This is a genomic window from Pseudomonas sp. GW821-FHT05D12, assembly GCF_059419825.1.
On record NZ_JBWKSN010000015.1, the window covers coordinates 1 to 15,842 of the forward strand.

The 15,842-nt window shown below is 62.3% G+C and carries 13 protein-coding genes, 1 tRNA gene, 1 pseudogene and 1 riboswitch; of the genes and pseudogenes, 8 read left to right on the plus strand and 7 right to left on the minus strand.

Annotated features, from left to right (window positions below; genetic code table 11):
• Window positions 1-45 precede the first annotated feature (45 nt).
• Window positions 46-121: transfer RNA gene (locus AC07SI_RS24965), tRNA-Ala, on the minus strand.
• A 147-nt stretch (window positions 122-268) separates the two neighbouring features.
• Entirely contained in the window at window positions 269-1,750 is a 1,482-nt protein-coding gene (gene gltX, locus AC07SI_RS24970; RefSeq protein WP_025856465.1) for a glutamate--tRNA ligase, read from the minus strand.
• 183 nt (window positions 1,751-1,933) lie between these two features.
• Here gltX and AC07SI_RS24975 point away from each other — a divergent pair, with 183 nt between their 5' ends.
• Together AC07SI_RS24975 and AC07SI_RS24980 are read left to right on the plus strand one after the other, a co-directional pair.
• A complete protein-coding gene (locus AC07SI_RS24975) occupies window positions 1,934-2,980 on the plus strand; it encodes an HlyD family secretion protein (RefSeq protein ID WP_065904509.1) in 1,047 nt (348 codons plus the stop codon).
• The gene (locus AC07SI_RS24980) at window positions 2,970-4,520 is read left to right on the plus strand and encodes an MDR family MFS transporter (protein ID WP_495006683.1); all 1,551 of its coding nucleotides are present in this window, start codon (window positions 2,970-2,972) and stop codon (window positions 4,518-4,520) included. Before AC07SI_RS24975 ends, AC07SI_RS24980 begins: the two co-directional genes overlap by 11 nt.
• A gap of 118 nt (window positions 4,521-4,638) precedes the next feature.
• On the opposite strand, the pseudogene AC07SI_RS24985 reads toward AC07SI_RS24980, so the two are convergent.
• The 3 genes and pseudogenes from AC07SI_RS24985 to uvrB all read right to left on the minus strand — a co-directional run.
• Window positions 4,639-4,734 (minus strand): annotated as a pseudogene (locus AC07SI_RS24985) (UvrB/UvrC motif-containing protein); the annotation flags it as partial.
• Between the two features lie 104 nt (window positions 4,735-4,838).
• Entirely contained in the window at window positions 4,839-4,913 is a 75-nt protein-coding gene (locus tag AC07SI_RS24990; protein ID WP_495006753.1) for a UvrB/UvrC motif-containing protein, read from the minus strand.
• An 88-nt stretch (window positions 4,914-5,001) separates the two neighbouring features.
• Window positions 5,002-7,017, minus strand: a complete 2,016-nt coding sequence (gene uvrB, locus AC07SI_RS24995; RefSeq protein ID WP_495006684.1) for an excinuclease ABC subunit UvrB — start codon at window positions 7,015-7,017, stop codon at window positions 5,002-5,004.
• A 343-nt stretch (window positions 7,018-7,360) separates the two neighbouring features.
• Here uvrB and AC07SI_RS25000 point away from each other — a divergent pair, with 343 nt between their 5' ends.
• Both AC07SI_RS25000 and AC07SI_RS25005 read left to right on the plus strand, forming a co-directional pair.
• The gene (locus tag AC07SI_RS25000; RefSeq protein WP_034116881.1) at window positions 7,361-8,557 is read left to right on the plus strand and encodes an amino acid aminotransferase; all 1,197 of its coding nucleotides are present in this window, start codon (window positions 7,361-7,363) and stop codon (window positions 8,555-8,557) included.
• A 146-nt stretch (window positions 8,558-8,703) separates the two neighbouring features.
• Window positions 8,704-8,913 (plus strand): hypothetical protein, encoded by a 210-nt coding sequence (locus AC07SI_RS25005; RefSeq protein WP_017138724.1) that lies wholly within the window; start codon window positions 8,704-8,706, stop codon window positions 8,911-8,913.
• A gap of 30 nt (window positions 8,914-8,943) precedes the next feature.
• On the opposite strand, the gene ptrR is transcribed toward AC07SI_RS25005, so the two are convergent.
• On the minus strand, window positions 8,944-9,813 hold the full coding sequence (ptrR, locus tag AC07SI_RS25010) for a putrescine utilization regulator PtrR (RefSeq protein ID WP_065904494.1): 870 nt from the start codon (window positions 9,811-9,813) through the stop codon (window positions 8,944-8,946).
• A gap of 103 nt (window positions 9,814-9,916) precedes the next feature.
• On the opposite strand from ptrR, the gene AC07SI_RS25015 reads away from it, so the two are divergent.
• Complete coding sequence (locus AC07SI_RS25015; RefSeq protein ID WP_495006685.1) at window positions 9,917-11,308, plus strand: aldehyde dehydrogenase family protein; 1,392 nt, start codon at window positions 9,917-9,919, stop codon at window positions 11,306-11,308.
• An 865-nt stretch (window positions 11,309-12,173) separates the two neighbouring features.
• Here the strand turns inward: AC07SI_RS25015 and AC07SI_RS25020 are convergent.
• Window positions 12,174-12,617 (minus strand): hypothetical protein, encoded by a 444-nt coding sequence (locus AC07SI_RS25020; RefSeq protein WP_282396830.1) that lies wholly within the window; start codon window positions 12,615-12,617, stop codon window positions 12,174-12,176.
• Window positions 12,618-12,733: 116 nt separating this feature from the next.
• Window positions 12,734-12,927: riboswitch (cobalamin riboswitch) on the plus strand.
• Between the two features lie 115 nt (window positions 12,928-13,042).
• Between AC07SI_RS25020 and AC07SI_RS25025 the strand changes: the two genes are divergently transcribed.
• From AC07SI_RS25025 to AC07SI_RS25035, 3 genes are read left to right on the plus strand one after another with little or no spacing between them, the layout of a single operon-like run.
• The gene (locus tag AC07SI_RS25025) at window positions 13,043-14,053 is read left to right on the plus strand and encodes an ABC transporter substrate-binding protein (RefSeq protein ID WP_495006686.1); all 1,011 of its coding nucleotides are present in this window, start codon (window positions 13,043-13,045) and stop codon (window positions 14,051-14,053) included.
• Window positions 14,050-15,054 carry a FecCD family ABC transporter permease gene (locus AC07SI_RS25030; RefSeq protein ID WP_065904489.1) on the plus strand — a complete coding sequence of 335 codons (1,005 nt, stop codon included), beginning with the start codon at window positions 14,050-14,052 and terminating at the stop codon, window positions 15,052-15,054. Before AC07SI_RS25025 ends, AC07SI_RS25030 begins: the two co-directional genes overlap by 4 nt.
• Window positions 15,051-15,815, plus strand: coding sequence for an ABC transporter ATP-binding protein (locus AC07SI_RS25035; RefSeq protein ID WP_065904487.1), 765 nt, complete (start codon window positions 15,051-15,053; stop codon window positions 15,813-15,815). The genes AC07SI_RS25030 and AC07SI_RS25035 overlap by 4 nt, the downstream gene beginning before the upstream one ends.
• The last annotated feature ends 27 nt before the right edge of the window (window positions 15,816-15,842 follow it).

Genomic DNA, 15,842 nt, shown 5'->3' on the forward strand with positions numbered 1-15,842 from the left:
CTGATCGATTCAAGGACGGTGTGGCCAGACCTTGAACCTGTAAATTGGTGGAGCTAAACGGGATCGAACCGTTGACCTCTTGCATGCCATGCAAGCGCTCTCCCAGCTGAGCTATAGCCCCTCATCGGTGAGGACGGGGCGAATCTTAATGGCGGTTTGAAAGGCTGTCAAATTTATTTTCAACAATTTTCAAAATTTTTTGCCGGGATAACAATCACTTACCGTTAAAACCCCGGAAAACCGGGGTTTTAACGTTACTGCTCGTTGCTTAAGCGATAGCGCCCAGCAGCTTTTCCCATTCCTTGTTTTCTTTCTTCGACACACCACCAAGCAAATCAAGGGCTTGGCGCAGACGGAAACGCGTCAGGTCCGGGCCGAGAATTTCCATTGCATCGAGCACCGACACTGAGCTGGCCTGCCCGGTGATCGCGGCAAACATCAGCGGCATCGCATCGCGCAATTTCAGTTCGAGGGACTCGACCACCGCCTGGATTGTCGCGGTAATTGCATCCTTCTCCCACTGGCGCAGGCTTTCCAGCTTCCACAGGATCAACTGCATCAGCTGGCGAACCTGGTCGCCCGAAAGCTTCTTGGATTCAAACAGCTTGGGATCCGGGTTCACGCCGCCGGCAAAGAAGAAACTGGCCAGGGGCGCGACCTGGCTGAACGTCTCCACCCTGCCCTGCACCAGCGGCGCGATCTTCATCATGTACTCAGGGTTCAACGCCCACTGCTGCACACGGCTGGCGAACTCTTCCACCGGCAAGTCACGCAGCCATTGGCCATTGAGCCAGGACAGCTTCTCGATATCGAAGATCGGCCCGCCCAGCGACACGCGGGACAGGTCAAAGTTGTCGACCATTTCCTGCAGCGAGAACTTCTCGCGCTCGTCCGGCATCGACCAGCCCATGCGGCCCAGGTAGTTGAGCATCGCTTCCGGCATGAAGCCCATGCGCTCGTAGAAGGTCACCGAGGTCGGGTTCTTGCGCTTGGACAGCTTGCTCTTGTCCGGGTTACGCAGCAGCGGCATGTAGCACAGCTGCGGCTGCTCCCAGCCGAAGTACTCGTAGAGCAGGATCAATTTGGGCGCCGACGGCAACCACTCTTCGCCACGCAGCACGTGGGTGATGCCCATCAGGTGGTCGTCGACCACGTTGGCGAGGAAGTACGTCGGCAGGCCGTCGGTCTTCATCAGCACCTGCATGTCCATGCGGTCCCACGGGATCTCGACGTCACCGCGCAGCATGTCCGGCACCACGCACACGCCTTCGCTCGGCACTTTCATGCGGATAACATGCGGCTCGCCAGCGGCCAGGCGGCGGGCCACTTCTTCCTTCGACAGCAGCAGTGCACGGCCGTCGTAGCGCGGGGTTTCGCCACGGGCCTGTTGCTCGGCACGCATCTGGTCGAGTTCTTCGGCGGTGCAGAAGCACGGGAACGCGTGGCCCATGTCGACCAGTTGCTGGGTGTATTGCTTGTAGATGTCGCTGCGCTCGCTCTGGCGATACGGGCCGTGCGGGCCGCCAACGTCCGGGCCTTCTGCCCAGGTAATGCCCAACCAGCGCAAGGCATCGAAAATCTGCTGTTCCGACTCGCGGGTCGAACGCAGTTGGTCGGTGTCTTCGATCCGCAGGATGAATTCACCGCCGTGCTGCTTGGCAAAGCAGTAGTTGAACAAGGCGATGTAGGCAGTGCCGACGTGGGGATCCCCAGTAGGCGATGGCGCGATGCGCGTGCGGACGGTGGTCATGGCAGGTCTCGAATGGGCGATATAACTGAAATTGAAACAAGGGGCGAATGGTAACAGCCCCAGGCACCCCGGCTCCAGCACAAGGGCATAGTGGCCAAGCTTCGGTCTGGAGGTGTGCCATGGCTATTTGCCAGATGCGCGGCTGGCTATATTCCATTACCTCTTGTTACAGACATCCTGCCCATGCCTGCCCCACTCAAACGCCGCCTGTTTATCTTTGTGTTTATCGTGACCCTGATTGCCCTGGGTTTCTTCGCCCAGTGGTTCTTCAGGGGCCGCTTCTATGAAAGCACCGACAACGCCTACGTGCAGGGCGAAATCACCCGTGTGTCGAGCCAATTGGGCGCGCGGATTGTCGAGGTGCTAGTCGGCGATAACGAGCACGTGCAAAAAGGCCAGTTGCTGGTGAAGCTCGAAGGCGATGACTTCCACCTGGCCGTCGACCGCGCCAACGCCGCCCTGGCCATGCGTGAAGCCGAGCGCGTCCAGGCGCAGAGCAAGCTCACCCAGCAAGCCAGCCTGATCGCCGCCGGCGCGGCCAAGGTCGCGTCCAGCCAGGCCAGCCTGGGGCGCTCGCAGATCGACTTGTCGCGCGCGCAAACCCTGCGCGGGCCCGGCTACGTCTCGGAAGAACGCGTGACCACCCTCTCCGCCGACAACCACATCGCCCGCTCCCAGGTGAGCATGGCCGAGGCCGATCTGCAGGGCCAGCGCCAGCAGGTGAATGCCCTGAACGCCGAGATCAAGCGCCTCGACGCCATGATCGTCAACGCGAAGACCGACCTTGCCCAGGCCGAACTCAACCTGACCCGCAGCGAAATCCACGCGCCGATCAGCGGCCTGGTCGGCCAGCGCGCTGCGCGCAATGGCCAATACGTGCAGGCCGGCGCCTATCTGCTATCAATCGTCCCCGACCAGGACATCTGGATCCAGGCCAACTTCAAGGAAACCCAGATCGGCCATATGCAACCGGGGCAACACGCCGAGCTGACCTTCGATGCCTATGGCGACACGCCCATCGCGGCGCGGGTCGACAGCCTGTTCGCCGCCTCCGGGGCCCAGTTCAGCCTGTTACCGCCGGACAATGCCACCGGCAACTTCACCAAAGTCGTCCAACGCATTCCGGTAAAGCTGACGTTTGCGCCGGATAACCCGCTGCAGGGCAAGATTCGCCCTGGCATGTCTGTCACCGTCAAAGTGAACATCAAAGACCAGCCCGATGGCCGGTGATCAACTGCTGCGCCCGGTCGGCGAACCGACCCGGCGCGACTGGATCGCGGTCATGAGCGTGATGCTCGGCGCCTTCATGGCCGTGCTCGACATCCAGATCACCAACTCGTCGCTCAAGGATATCCAGGGTGCGCTGTCAGCCACGCTGGAGGAAGGCTCGTGGATTTCCACCTCCTATCTCGTCGCCGAAATCATCATGATCCCCCTCACCGCCTGGCTGGTGCAGCTGCTCTCGGCACGGCGCCTGGCCGTGTGGGTGTCGGTGGGTTTCCTGATCGCCTCATTGATGTGCTCCATGGCCTGGAGCCTGGAAAGCATGATCGTGTTCCGCGCCTTGCAGGGCTTCACTGGCGGTGCGCTGATCCCGCTGGCGTTCACCCTCACCTTGATCAAGCTGCCCGAGCACCACCGCGCCAAAGGCATGGCGATGTTCGCGATGACGGCGACTTTCGCCCCGTCCATCGGTCCGACCATCGGCGGTTGGCTCACCGAAAACTGGGGCTGGGAGTACATTTTCTACATCAACGTGCCACCGGGCCTGGTGATGATCGCCGGGCTGCTCTATGGCCTGGAGAAAAAGCCGTCGAATTGGGATTTGCTGAAAAGCACCGACTACCTCGGCATCGTCACCCTGGCCATTGGCCTGGGCTGTTTGCAGGTGTTTCTGGAAGAAGGTCATCGCAAGGACTGGCTTGAATCGAGCCTGATCGTCAGCCTTGGCAGCGTCGCGCTGCTCAGCCTGATCACCTTTGTCATCGTGCAACTGTCCAAGCCCAACCCACTGATCAACCTGGGCATCCTGGCCAACCGTAATTTCGGCCTCTCGAGCATTTCCAGCCTGGGCATGGGTGTGGGGCTGTATGGCTCGATCTACCTGCTGCCGCTGTACCTGGCGCAGATCCAGAACTACAACGCACTGCAAATCGGCGAAGTGATCATGTGGATGGGCGTGCCCCAGTTGTTCCTGATTCCGCTGGTGCCCAAGCTGATGAAGTACGTCTCGCCCAAGTGGCTGTGCACGGTAGGCTTTGGCCTGTTCGGCCTGGCGAGTTTTTCCTCGGGGGTGCTTAACCCGGACTTCGCCGGCAGCCAGTTCAACCAGATCCAGATCATCCGCGCCCTCGGGCAGCCGCTGATCATGGTGACCATCTCGCTGATCGCCACCGCCTACATCCTGCCCCAGGACGCGGGCTCGGCGTCGAGCCTGTTCAACATCCTGCGCAACCTCGGCGGCGCCATCGGCATTGCGCTGCTGGCAACCTTGCTGGATGCGCGCACCAAGACCTACTTCGATTATCTACGCGAGGCGGTCGTGCCGACCAATCCGCAGGTGGCGGAGCGGATGGCGACGCTGACCGAGAAGTTCGGCAACGAGACGGCGGCATTAGGCAAGTTGAGTGAGATTGCGCACCAGCAGGCGCAGATCATGGCCTATAACGATGCGTTTCATTTTGTCGGGCTGGCGCTGGGGATCAGCATGCTGGCGATATTGTTGACCAAAGCGTTGCCGGCGGGGCTCAAGGCGGGGGAAGCGCATTAGACCGAGTCGCCGCCTTCGCAGGCAAGCCAGCTCCCACAGTTGAGCGCGTCGTCCAGGCGAACGCAGTCAACTGTGGGAGCTGGCTTGCCTGCGATGAGGCCCTTCCAGACGCTACACCTCAAACAGCCAGCAGACGCTCACGCAGCTTGCCAATCTCATCACGCGTCTGCGCCGCAGCCTCGAACTCCAGGTCCCGCGCGAGCGGGTACAGCTCCCACAGTTAAGCGCGTCGCCCAGGCGAACACGGTCAACTGTGGGAGCTGGCTTGCCTGCGATAAAGCCCTTCCAGACGCTACACCTCAAACAGCCAGCAGACGCTCACGCAACTTGCCGGATCTCATCACGCGCCTGCGCCGCAGCCTCGAACTCCAGGTCCCGCGCGAGATGGTACATCTCGCTCAGTTAAGCGCGTCGTCCAGGCGAACACGGTCAACTGTGGGAGCTGGCTTGCCTGCGATGAGGCCCTTCCAGACGCTACACCTCAAACAGCCAGCAGACGCTCACGCAACTTGCCGATCTCATCACGCGTCTGCGCCGCAGACTCGAACTCCAGGTCCCGCGCGAGCTGGTACATCTTCTCTTCCAACTGCCGGATGCGCTTGGTGATCTCACTCGGCGAGCGCAGTTCGTTTTCGTACTTGGCGCTTTCCTCGGCAGCCTTGGCCATGCCCTTGCGCTTCTTGCTGCGCGAGCCGGGCACCGTGGCGCCTTCCATGATGTCGGCGACATCCTTGAACACGCCCTTGGGGGTGATGCCATTTTCCAGGTTGAACGCAATCTGCTTGTCGCGACGCCGCTGGGTCTCGCCAATCGCGCGTTCCATGGACCCGGTGATGCGGTCCGCGTAGAGAATCGCCCGGCCATTGAGGTTACGCGCCGCGCGGCCGATGGTCTGGATCAGCGAACGCTCGGAACGCAGGAAGCCCTCCTTGTCGGCATCGAGGATCGCCACCAGCGACACTTCCGGCATGTCCAGGCCTTCACGCAGCAGGTTGATGCCCACCAGCACATCAAAGGTGCCCAGGCGCAGGTCGCGGATGATTTCCACGCGCTCCACGGTGTCAATGTCCGAGTGCAGGTAACGCACGCGCACGCCGTGGTCGGCCAGGTAGTCGGTCAAGTCTTCGGACATGCGCTTGGTCAGCGTAGTGACCAATACGCGCTCTTCGAGGGCCACGCGCTTGGTGATTTCCGAAAGCAGGTCGTCGACCTGGGTCAGCGCCGGGCGGATTTCGATTTCCGGGTCGACCAGGCCGGTCGGGCGCACCAGTTGCTCGATCACACGGCCCGCATGCTCGGCCTCGTAGTTGCCCGGCGTTGCCGACACGAAGATGGTCTGCGGGCTGATACTTTCCCATTCGTCAAAACGCATCGGCCGGTTGTCCAGCGCCGACGGCAGGCGGAAACCGTATTCCACCAAGGTCTCTTTACGCGAACGGTCGCCCTTATACATGGCGCCGACCTGCGGCACGCTGACGTGGGATTCGTCGATCACCAGCAGCGCGTCGGCCGGCAGGTAGTCGTACAGCGTCGGCGGCGGCGCACCGGATTCGCGGCCCGAGAGGTAGCGCGAGTAGTTTTCGATGCCGTTGCAGTAGCCCAGCTCCAGGATCATCTCCAGGTCGAACCGGGTGCGCTGCTCCAGGCGCTGGGCTTCCACCAGCTTGTTGTTGGAGCGCAGGTATTCGAGGCGCTCGGCCAGCTCGGTCTTGATGCCTTCGATGGCGCCCAGCAGGGTTTCGCGCGGCGTCACGTAGTGGCTTTTCGGATAGAAGGTAAAACGCGGCAGCTTGCGGATGACTTCGCCGGTCAACGGGTCGAAGGCCGACAGGCTCTCGACTTCATCATCGAACAGCTCGATGCGGATCGCTTCCAGGTCGGACTCGGCCGGGTAGATGTCAATCACATCGCCGCGCACGCGGAAGGTGGCGCGGGCAAAGTCCATGTCGTTGCGGGTGTATTGCAGGTCCGCCAGGCGGCGCAGCAAGGCGCGCTGGTCGAGTTTGTCGCCGCGATCAACGTGCAGCACCATCTTCAGATAGGTTTCCGGGCTGCCCAGGCCGTAGATGCACGACACCGTGGTGACGATGATCGCGTCCTTGCGCTCCAGCAGCGCCTTGGTTGCCGACAGCCGCATCTGCTCGATGTGGTCGTTGATCGAGGCGTCCTTCTCGATAAAGGTATCGGAGGACGGCACATAGGCTTCGGGCTGGTAGTAGTCGTAGTAGGAAACGAAGTACTCCACCGCGTTGTTCGGGAAGAACGCCTTGAACTCGCCGTACAACTGCGCGGCCAGGGTCTTGTTCGGCGCCAGCACCAAGGTGGGACGGTTGATCTGCGCGATCACGTTGGCAATGCTGAAGGTCTTGCCTGAACCGGTCACCCCGAGCAAGGTCTGGTGCGCCAGGCCGGCCTCGATGCCTTCGACCATCTGGCGAATGGCCTCGGGCTGGTCGCCAGCAGGTTCAAAGCGGGTGACTAGTTGGAAATCCGACATAACGTACCTCTTGGAGTCACCCCAGACTGTAAACCCGTCGGGGACGAATAAGACCACAACCCGCGAAGATTCAGAGCGGGCCGTAGGAAAAAACCATGATAGCCGTAGAAGTGGTGGCGAATGTGGCGGGTTTCAAGGCAATCATCTGACCTGCCGTCCGGGAGCAATGTTGCAATACGACTAACGGTGGGCAAATAAACCGAAAAACTTGGCCGAAAAGCCGTTTCGGCTGTCGCCCTTGGCGGTGATGGCCTCTATACTAGCTCCCCGTTTGTGCACCGCTCTAGTGCATTCGGCTGGAGCGCGACACGTCCCTCCTTTCCCCCAAAGAGCTGCCGCAAAAATGAGCCTGTTCTCCGCTGTCGAAATGGCACCACGCGATCCAATCCTGGGCCTCAACGAAGCATTCAACGCCGATACACGAACCACCAAGGTCAACCTTGGCGTGGGCGTTTACTGCAACGAGGAGGGGAAAATTCCACTCTTGCGTGCCGTTGCCGAAGCGGAAGCCATTCGCGTGGCGCAACATGCCGCCCGTGGCTACTTGCCGATCGACGGCATCGTGGCCTATGACCAGGCCGTGCAGAAACTGCTGTTCGGCGCTGAGTCGCCGCTGCTGAGCGCCGGCCGCGTCATCACCGCCCAAGCGGTCGGCGGTACCGGCGCACTGAAGATCGGCGCGGACTTCCTCAAGCAACTGCTGCCCAACGCTGTCGTTGCCATCAGCGACCCAAGCTGGGAAAACCACCAGGCGCTGTTCGAAAAAGCCGGCTTCCCGGTACAGACCTACCGCTACTACGACGCCGCCACCCACGACGTGAACCGTGCCGGCCTGCTCGAAGACCTCAACGCCCTGCCACCACAGTCCATCGTGGTGCTGCACGCGTGCTGCCACAACCCGACCGGCGTCGACCTGAGCCCGGCCGACTGGCAAAACGTGCTGGACGTGGTCAAGGCCAAGAACCTCGTGCCATTCCTCGACATGGCCTACCAGGGCTTTGGCGACGGCATCCACGAAGACGCCGCTGCGGTGCGCCTGTTCGCTGAATCGGGCCTGACCTTCTTTGTGTCCAGCTCGTTCTCCAAGTCGTTCTCGCTGTACGGCGAACGTGTGGGCGCGCTGTCGATCGTCAGCGAATCCAAGGAAGAAAGCGCGCGCATCCTGTCCCAGGTCAAGCGTGTGATCCGCACCAACTACTCCAACCCGCCGACCCACGGCGCGGCAATCGTGGCTGCGGTGCTGAACAACCCTGAGCTGCGCGCCCAGTGGGAGGCCGAACTGGCTGAAATGCGCCTGCGCATCCGTGGCATGCGCGAGCAGATGGTCGCCGAACTGGCCAAGGCTGCCCCGGGCCACGACTTCAGCTTCGTCGGTCGCCAGCGCGGGATGTTCTCCTACTCCGGCCTGACGGTTGAGCAAGTCACCCGCTTGCGCACCGAGTTTGGCATCTACGCGCTGGATACCGGGCGTATCTGCGTGGCAGCGTTGAACCAGTCGAACATTGGTGCCGTGACGAAGGCGATTGTTCAGGTGCTGTAAACCTGAAACGGCTGTGCCGAGGGGGAAGCCATTCAAGGGCTTCCCCTTTTTTATTGGCTGTGGCGAGCGAGCTTGCAAAAAATTCACTGGCCGCAGCACTCAGCCCCTAGACTGACCCCTGACTGCCCCTTTGCTGTGAGAGCCTTATGAGAAACGACGACCTGGACCTGCGCGCCGACCGCGATGAACTGCATGACTACACCCCGCGCGCCCCGCAAGCCAAGCGCCAGAAAAGCCTGGTGCTGCAAGTGGCCCTGGGGGTGTTCCTCGGCGGGTTGGCGCTGTGGCTGGTGCAGCTCGGCGCGACAGCCATCATGGCCAAGCTGGCCATGGGCACCCTGCAATTTGGCGGCTGACACATCCTGTAGGGGCTGGTTTGCCAGCTCCTACAAAGGGGTTACGCGTTCTTCCAGCAGCTTCACGAAGCTGTTCAAGCTCTGCGACACCGTGCCTCGGCGCCAGATCAGCCAGGTATTCAGGATGCGGAACGAGTCTGCAAGCGGCCACACACTCACCGCCGCAAACCCCGGCATGCTCTCCAGCATGCTGCGCGGCATCAGCGCCAGCCCGGCACCGGCGCTGACGCAGGCAAGCATGCCGTGGTATGACTCCATCTCGAAGATCCGCCCCGGCACCGCGCCATCCTGTGAAAACCAGCGCTCGAAGTGGTGCCGGTACGAACAATTCGAGCGAAAGGTGTAGATGCTCTCCCCGTTCACATCCTGCCCACGCGTGATCGGCGCGTGGTGCAACGGCGCGATCACCACCATCTCCTCCTCAAACACCGCCACGCCTTCCAGGGTCGCGTGCAGCACCGGCCCATCGACAAACGCCGCCGCCAGGCGCCCCGAGAGTACGCCCTCGATCATCGTGCCCGACGGCCCGGTGCTCAGGTCCAGCTCGACCTTGGCGTGCTTCTGGTTATACGCCGCCAGCAATGCCGGAATGCGCACTGCCGCAGTACTTTCCAGCGAGCCGAGGGCAAACGCGCCCTGGGGCTCCTCCCCCGCCACCGTGGCACGCGCCTCCTGGACCAGATCGAGAATGCGCCGCGCGTAGCCGAGGAAATTCCAGCCGGCCGGTGACAAGCGCAGGCGGCTCTTCTCGCGGATAAACAACTCCACGCCCAGGTCCTGCTCCAGTTGCTTGATGCGCGTGGTCAGGTTCGACGGCACCCGATGAATCACCTGCGCGGCGGCACTGATGCTGCCCTGCTCGGCAACGGCCTTGAAGATTTCCAGCTGCACCAGGTCCAAATCATTCTCCAATCGTGAACGTATTGCTTAATATTATTCAGTTTCCAGAAAAGATGCAGCCCCGTAGGCTGGACTCATTCCCCTCATTCAGCCGGACGGTGCCATGAACGCTATTTCTCACCAGACCCACGCCCTGTCGATCAACCCCGCCAATGGCGAGACTGTCGGCAGCTACCCTTACGAAACCGCAGCGCAACTGGACGCCGCCCTCGACCGCGCCACCGGTGCCTTCCGCACCTGGCGCCGCCAGCCGGTGAGCCAGCGTGCCGAGCTGCTGCTGGCCCTGGCTGGCGCCCTGCGCGAGCAAGCCGAAGACATGGCGCAGATGATCACCCTGGAAATGGGCAAGCCCATCGCCCAGGCACGGGCCGAAATCGAAAAATGCGCGCAACTCGCCGAATGGTACGTCGCCCACGGCCCGGCCATGCTGGCCCCGGAGCCGACCCTGGTCGACAATGGCAGCGCCCAGATCGAATACCGCCCGCTGGGCCCGATCCTCGCCGTGATGCCGTGGAACTTCCCGGTCTGGCAAGTGCTGCGCGGTGCCGTGCCGACCATGCTCGCCGGCAACACCTACGTACTCAAACACGCGCCGAATGTGATGGGCAGCGCCTACCTGATGAAAGCCGCGTTCGACAAAGCCGGCTTCGCTGAAGGCTTGTTCGAAGTGCTCAACGTGACCCAGGATGGCGTGTCCAAGGCCATCGCCGACCCCCGCATCGCCGCTGTGACCCTCACCGGCAGCGTGCGTGCCGGCATCGCCATCGGTTCCCAGGCGGGTGCTGCATTGAAAAAATGCGTGTTGGAACTGGGCGGCTCCGACCCGTTCATCGTGCTCAACGACGCCGACCTCGACGCCGCCGTGCAGGCTGCCGTGATCGGTCGCTTCCAGAACAGCGGCCAAGTCTGCGCCGCCGCCAAGCGCCTGATCATCGAAGCAGGCGTGGTGGAAGCGTTCACCGCGAAATTCCTCGAAGCCAGCCGTGCGTTGGTGATGGGCGATCCGACCTCGCCCCACACCTATGTCGGCCCGATGGCGCGCTTCGACCTGCGTGACGAATTACACGGCCAGGTCCAGGCCACCCTGGAAGAAGGCGCAACCTTGCTGCTGGGCGGTGACAAAGTACCGGGTGCCGGCAACTACTACGCGCCGACCGTGCTGGCGGGTGTCACCGACCAGATGACTTCGTTCAAGCAGGAACTGTTCGGCCCGGTGGCCTCGATCATCACCGCCCGCGACGCCGACCACGCCGTGGCCCTGGCCAACGACAGCGAGTTCGGCCTGACCGCGAGCATCTTTACCACTGACGCAGCCAAGGCGCGGGAGATCGCCAACCAGCTGGAAACCGGCGGGATCTTCGTCAACGCGTTCAGCGTGTCCGACCCTCGGGTGGCATTTGGTGGGGTGAAAAAGAGCGGCTTCGGGCGCGAGTTGTCGCACTTCGGCGTGCGGGAATTCTGCAATGCGCAGACGGTCTGGCTGGATCGCAAGTAAGCCGGGTCAGCACGACTGCCGGCTTTCGTGGTGAGCCGCCTGGTCGTGGTGAGCAGGCTTGTCGTGGTGAGCAGGCTTGTCCTGCGTTGGGGTGCGAAGCGCCCCCATGAATCCCACCGCATCGTTTCAGGAAATCCGTGGTGTGAGGTTTTAGGGCTGCTTCGCAGCCCAACGCAGGGCAAGCCTGCTCACCACAATTAGCCTGCTGGGCCTGCGCAGTGGTACCTGAGTAGTAAATCTGCATGTCTTTCAAATCCAACCCTTCACAAGCGTCGCCGATCACGGCCACGTCAGTGGGTTGTTGTGGTGAGCAGGCTTGCCCTGCGTTGGGGTGCGAAGCGCCCCCCCAGTAATCCCACCGCATAGTTTCAGGCAAAACCGCGGTGTGAGGTTTTGGGGCTGCTTCGCAACCCAACGCAGGGCAAGCCTGCTCACCACAATTAGCCTGCTGGGCCTGCGCATTGGTGCCTGAGTAGTGAATCTGCATACCTTTCAAATCCAACCCATCACAGGCGTTGCCGATCACGGCCATGTCAACGGGTTGTTGTGGTGAGCAGGCTTGCCCTGCGTTGGGGTGCGAAGCGCCCCCATGGATCCCACCGCATAGTTTCAGGCAAACCGTGGTGTGAGGTTTTGGGGCTGCTTCGCAACCCAACGCAGGGCAAGCCTGCTCACCACAATAACCTGCTCAACCTGCTCAACCTGCTCAACCTGCTTGGCCTGCTTGGCTGCTTAGCCTGTCTGGCCTGCTTAGCCTGCTTAGCCTGCTTAACCTGCTGGGCAAGATACGTCCGCATACCCGTACAAGAGCGTTTGCGAGCACTGGCCCACTCACTGCCAAAAGGCTGCCTCTACTGCCAGACTCTCACTGCGCATTAATGTAATAAAACTGCGCCTGGGTCTTTTCAACCGCGGTTCGCACTTTATCCTTCTGCGCATTGGTGCCCGAGTAGTAAATCTGCATACCTTTCAGATCCAGCCCTTCACAGGCGTTGCCGATCACGGCCACGTCAACGACAGTGCTGGCGCCGATAATCAGAAAGCCGGTGTCGCCCAGGCTTTTGGCCTTCAGCAATTCTTCTTTCAGATACATCGCATTGGCGCCACCGGCCATGGCAAGGGCCAGGTTGTCGGCGATCAAGCCGTGGCTGGGGATTTTCACACTGTGCAAGCGCACCCTGTTTTCCCCGGAAGGCAGCGACATGACATGCGCGGTAGCGGCTTCGTCAAAAATCTGCTTTTCGCTTTTACCTGGGGTGGCGCAACCGGCGAGCATGGCGATGAGGGCGAGGGCGACGAATGATTTCACTGTGTATTCCTTGTGTGAAGGCTGTCCATGGCCGCGCATCATAGGAGAGCCATCCCATAAGAGCTACCGCAGTCTTCTCACCGTGCGCCGTCAGAACTCCCGCTCAACCGCGTGATCGACTACCATACCGCGCCGGTTCCCAAATGGGACTAATAGGGAATCCGAAGCGCGGTATGCCGCGCCAATCGGAACTGCCCCCGCAACTGTAGGTGCCGAGCCTGCTCCTTGATGCCACTGGACCTCGTCCGGGAAGGCCGGAGCGTGGCGATGACGCATCAGTCAGGAGACCTGCCGGCCCAAGCACCAACACTAACCGGCGGGGTGTCCGGGAAGGACATCCTTGCCTGCCTGACCCGCAGCGTTCGAGGGCGTAATTCCAGACCGTACCTCCCCAGTTCCACGTACGGTTTCAAGGAGATCGCCCCATGCTGCCACGCGTTACCGCCCTGATCACTGGCCTGGGCTTCTGTGCCCTGGCCCACGCCGCGCCCACCCAGTACCCGCTGACCGTGCAGAACTGCGGCAGCACGCTCACCTTCCAGCAGGCACCCGCGCGCAGCGTGACCATCGGCCAGGCCGCCACCGAAATGCTCTACGCCCTCGGCGTAGGCGATAAAGTGGTCGGCACCTCGCTGTGGTTCAACAGCGTCCTGGCGCAGTACAAGGCACAGAACGACACAATCGAACGCCTGGCCGACAACGAGCCCAGTTTCGAGTCGGTGATCGCCAAGCGCCCGCAGCTGGTGGCTGCCGAGCTGGAATGGGTGGTCGGCCCGCAGGGCGTGGTCGGGACCCGCGAGCAATTCCACGAATTGAAGATCCCCACCTACCTGCTGCCCTCCGACTGCGAAGGCAAGGACAACCTGGTCGGCGCCGACGGCACGCGGCTGGAGCCGTTTCGCATCGAGACCATCTATAAAAGCATCAGCCAACTGGCGCAGATTTTCGACGTACAGGATCGCGGCCAACAACTGAACGACGAACTCAAGGCGCGCCTGGCCAAATCCGTCGCGACCGTGCAGGGCAAAGGCCTCAAGCAGGCCAGTGCTCTGGTGTGGTTCTCCAGCTCGGAGATGGCCAGCGACCCTTACGTGGCCGGTCACAAGGGCATTCCCGAGTTCATGCTGCAAACCCTGCGCCTGCACAATGTGGTGCAGTCCGATGAAGAATGGCCGGCCGTTGGCTGGGAAACCATTGCCAAGGCCAACCCGACCTTTTTGGTGATCGCGCGGATGGACCGCCGCCGCTACCCCGCCGATGACCACGAAAAGAAACTCGCCTTCCTGCGCAGTGACCCGGTCACCCGCAACATGGACGCGGTGAAAAACAACCGCATCATCATCCTCGACGCCCTGGCGCTGCAGGCCAGCATCCGTATGTTCGATGGCCTGGAACAACTGGCGACAGCCATCGATGGCTACGACTTGCCCAAATGATACGCACCCTACTCGCCCTGTCGCTGCTGCTGATCGCCGTGCTCGCCGGCGTGGCCATCGGCGAAACCGCCATCGCACCAAAGGTGGTACTGCAGGTGCTGGCCAACAAGCTCTGGGCCGCCGGCTACGTGCTGGACCCGATCGATGAAGGCGTGGTGTGGAACTACCGCCTCACGCGCGCGCTGGTCGCTGCCGCATGCGGCGCCGGGCTGGCGACCTGCGGGGTAATTCTGCAATCGCTGTTGCGCAACCCGCTGGCCGATCCGTACCTGCTGGGCATCAGCGCCGGCGCCTCGACGGGCGCAGTGCTGGTGGCGTTGATCGGGGTGGGCGGCGGTTTGATCTCGCTGTCGGCCGGCGCCTTTGTCGGCGCGATGGCCGCATTTGCGCTGGTGATCCTGCTCGCGCGAGCCAGTGGTTCAGCCAGCGGTACCGGGCAGATCATCCTCGCGGGCATCGCCGGTTCGCAGCTGTTCAACGCGCTGACGGCGTTCCTGATCACCAAGTCGGCCAGCTCCGAACAGGCGCGCGGCATCATGTTCTGGCTGCTCGGCAATCTCAGTGGGGTGCGCTGGCCGTCGGTATGGCTGGCGGTGCCGGTGGCAGTTGCAGGGCTTGCTGTGTGCCTGTGGCACCGGCGCGCGCTGGATGCGTTTACCTTCGGCAGCGATTCGGCGGCCTCCCTGGGCATCCCGGTGCGCCGCGTGCAATTTGTGCTGGTGGCCTGCGCCGCACTGGTCACGGCGGTGATGGTGTCGATTGTCGGCTCCATCGGTTTTGTCGGCCTGGTGATTCCCCACGCCGTGCGCCTGCTGCTCGGCACCGGGCACTCGCGCCTGCTGCCCGCCAGCGCCTTGGGCGGCGCATTGTTCTTGATTGCAGCCGATGTGTTGTCACGCACTTTGATCAAGGGCCAGGTCATCCCGGTCGGCGTGGTCACGGCTTTGGTGGGCGCGCCGGTCTTTGCGCTGATCCTGATCGGCCGGAGGAATGCGCGATGACCGTACTGAGCTGCACCGGCCTGGGCTTCAAAGTGCGTGAAGCCACGTTGCTGCGCGACATTCACCTGCAGGTGCAGCGGGGTGAAACCCTGGGCATCGTCGGCCCGAACGGCTCAGGCAAATCCACTCTGCTGAAACTGCTGGCTGGCCTGCGCACCCCGGCCACTGGCGAGGTGCGACTGGGTGAAGTGCGCTTGGGCGACCTGTCCCGTCGTGCCATTGCGCAGCAACTCGCGGTGGTCGAACAACAGGCCGACACCGACGACGCCATTCGCGTGTTCGACGCCGTGGCCCTGGGCCGCACGCCGTGGCTGTCGGCACTGAGCCCCTGGTCCCGCGAGGACGACGCTATCGTGCACCAGGCGCTGCAGGATGTAGACGCCACCCACCTGGGCCAACGTGCGTGGCGCAGCCTCTCGGGCGGTGAACGCCAACGGGTGCACATCGCCCGTGCGTTGGCGCAACGGCCGCAGATTTTGTTGTTGGATGAGCCGACCAATCACCTGGATATCCAGCATCAACTGGGGATTCTGAAGGGGGTGCAAGGCTTGCCGGTCACCACCTTGATTGCCCTGCATGACCTCAACCAGGCGCTCACCTGCGACCGCTTGGCGGTACTGGATCATGGGCGGTTGGTGGCGCTGGGCAAACCGCTGGACGTGCTGACGCCGCAGCGGCTGCAGGCGACGTTCGGGGTGCAGGCGCATTACCTGACAGACCCGTTCGATGGGGCGCAGATACTGCGGCTACGCCCAAACTGATCAGAGCACTCAACGGTAGGAGCCGGC

Excerpts from the sequence above, each read along its gene's own strand:
- AC07SI_RS25005 (WP_017138724.1), top strand. The coding sequence starts at position 8,704 with ATGAGAAACGACGACCTGGACCTGCGCGCCGACCGCGATGAACTGCAT.
- AC07SI_RS24975 (WP_065904509.1), top strand. The coding sequence starts at position 1,934 with ATGCCTGCCCCACTCAAACGCCGCCTGTTTATCTTTGTGTTTATCGTG.
- uvrB (WP_495006684.1), bottom strand. The coding sequence starts at position 7,017 with ATGTCGGATTTCCAACTAGTCACCCGCTTTGAACCTGCTGGCGACCAG.
- AC07SI_RS25015 (WP_495006685.1), top strand. The coding sequence starts at position 9,917 with ATGAACGCTATTTCTCACCAGACCCACGCCCTGTCGATCAACCCCGCC.
- AC07SI_RS25000 (WP_034116881.1), top strand. The coding sequence starts at position 7,361 with ATGAGCCTGTTCTCCGCTGTCGAAATGGCACCACGCGATCCAATCCTG.
- AC07SI_RS25025 (WP_495006686.1), top strand. The coding sequence starts at position 13,043 with ATGCTGCCACGCGTTACCGCCCTGATCACTGGCCTGGGCTTCTGTGCC.
- gltX (WP_025856465.1), bottom strand. The coding sequence starts at position 1,750 with ATGACCACCGTCCGCACGCGCATCGCGCCATCGCCTACTGGGGATCCC.
- AC07SI_RS25035 (WP_065904487.1), top strand. The coding sequence starts at position 15,051 with ATGACCGTACTGAGCTGCACCGGCCTGGGCTTCAAAGTGCGTGAAGCC.
- AC07SI_RS25030 (WP_065904489.1), top strand. The coding sequence starts at position 14,050 with ATGATACGCACCCTACTCGCCCTGTCGCTGCTGCTGATCGCCGTGCTC.
- AC07SI_RS24980 (WP_495006683.1), top strand. The coding sequence starts at position 2,970 with ATGGCCGGTGATCAACTGCTGCGCCCGGTCGGCGAACCGACCCGGCGC.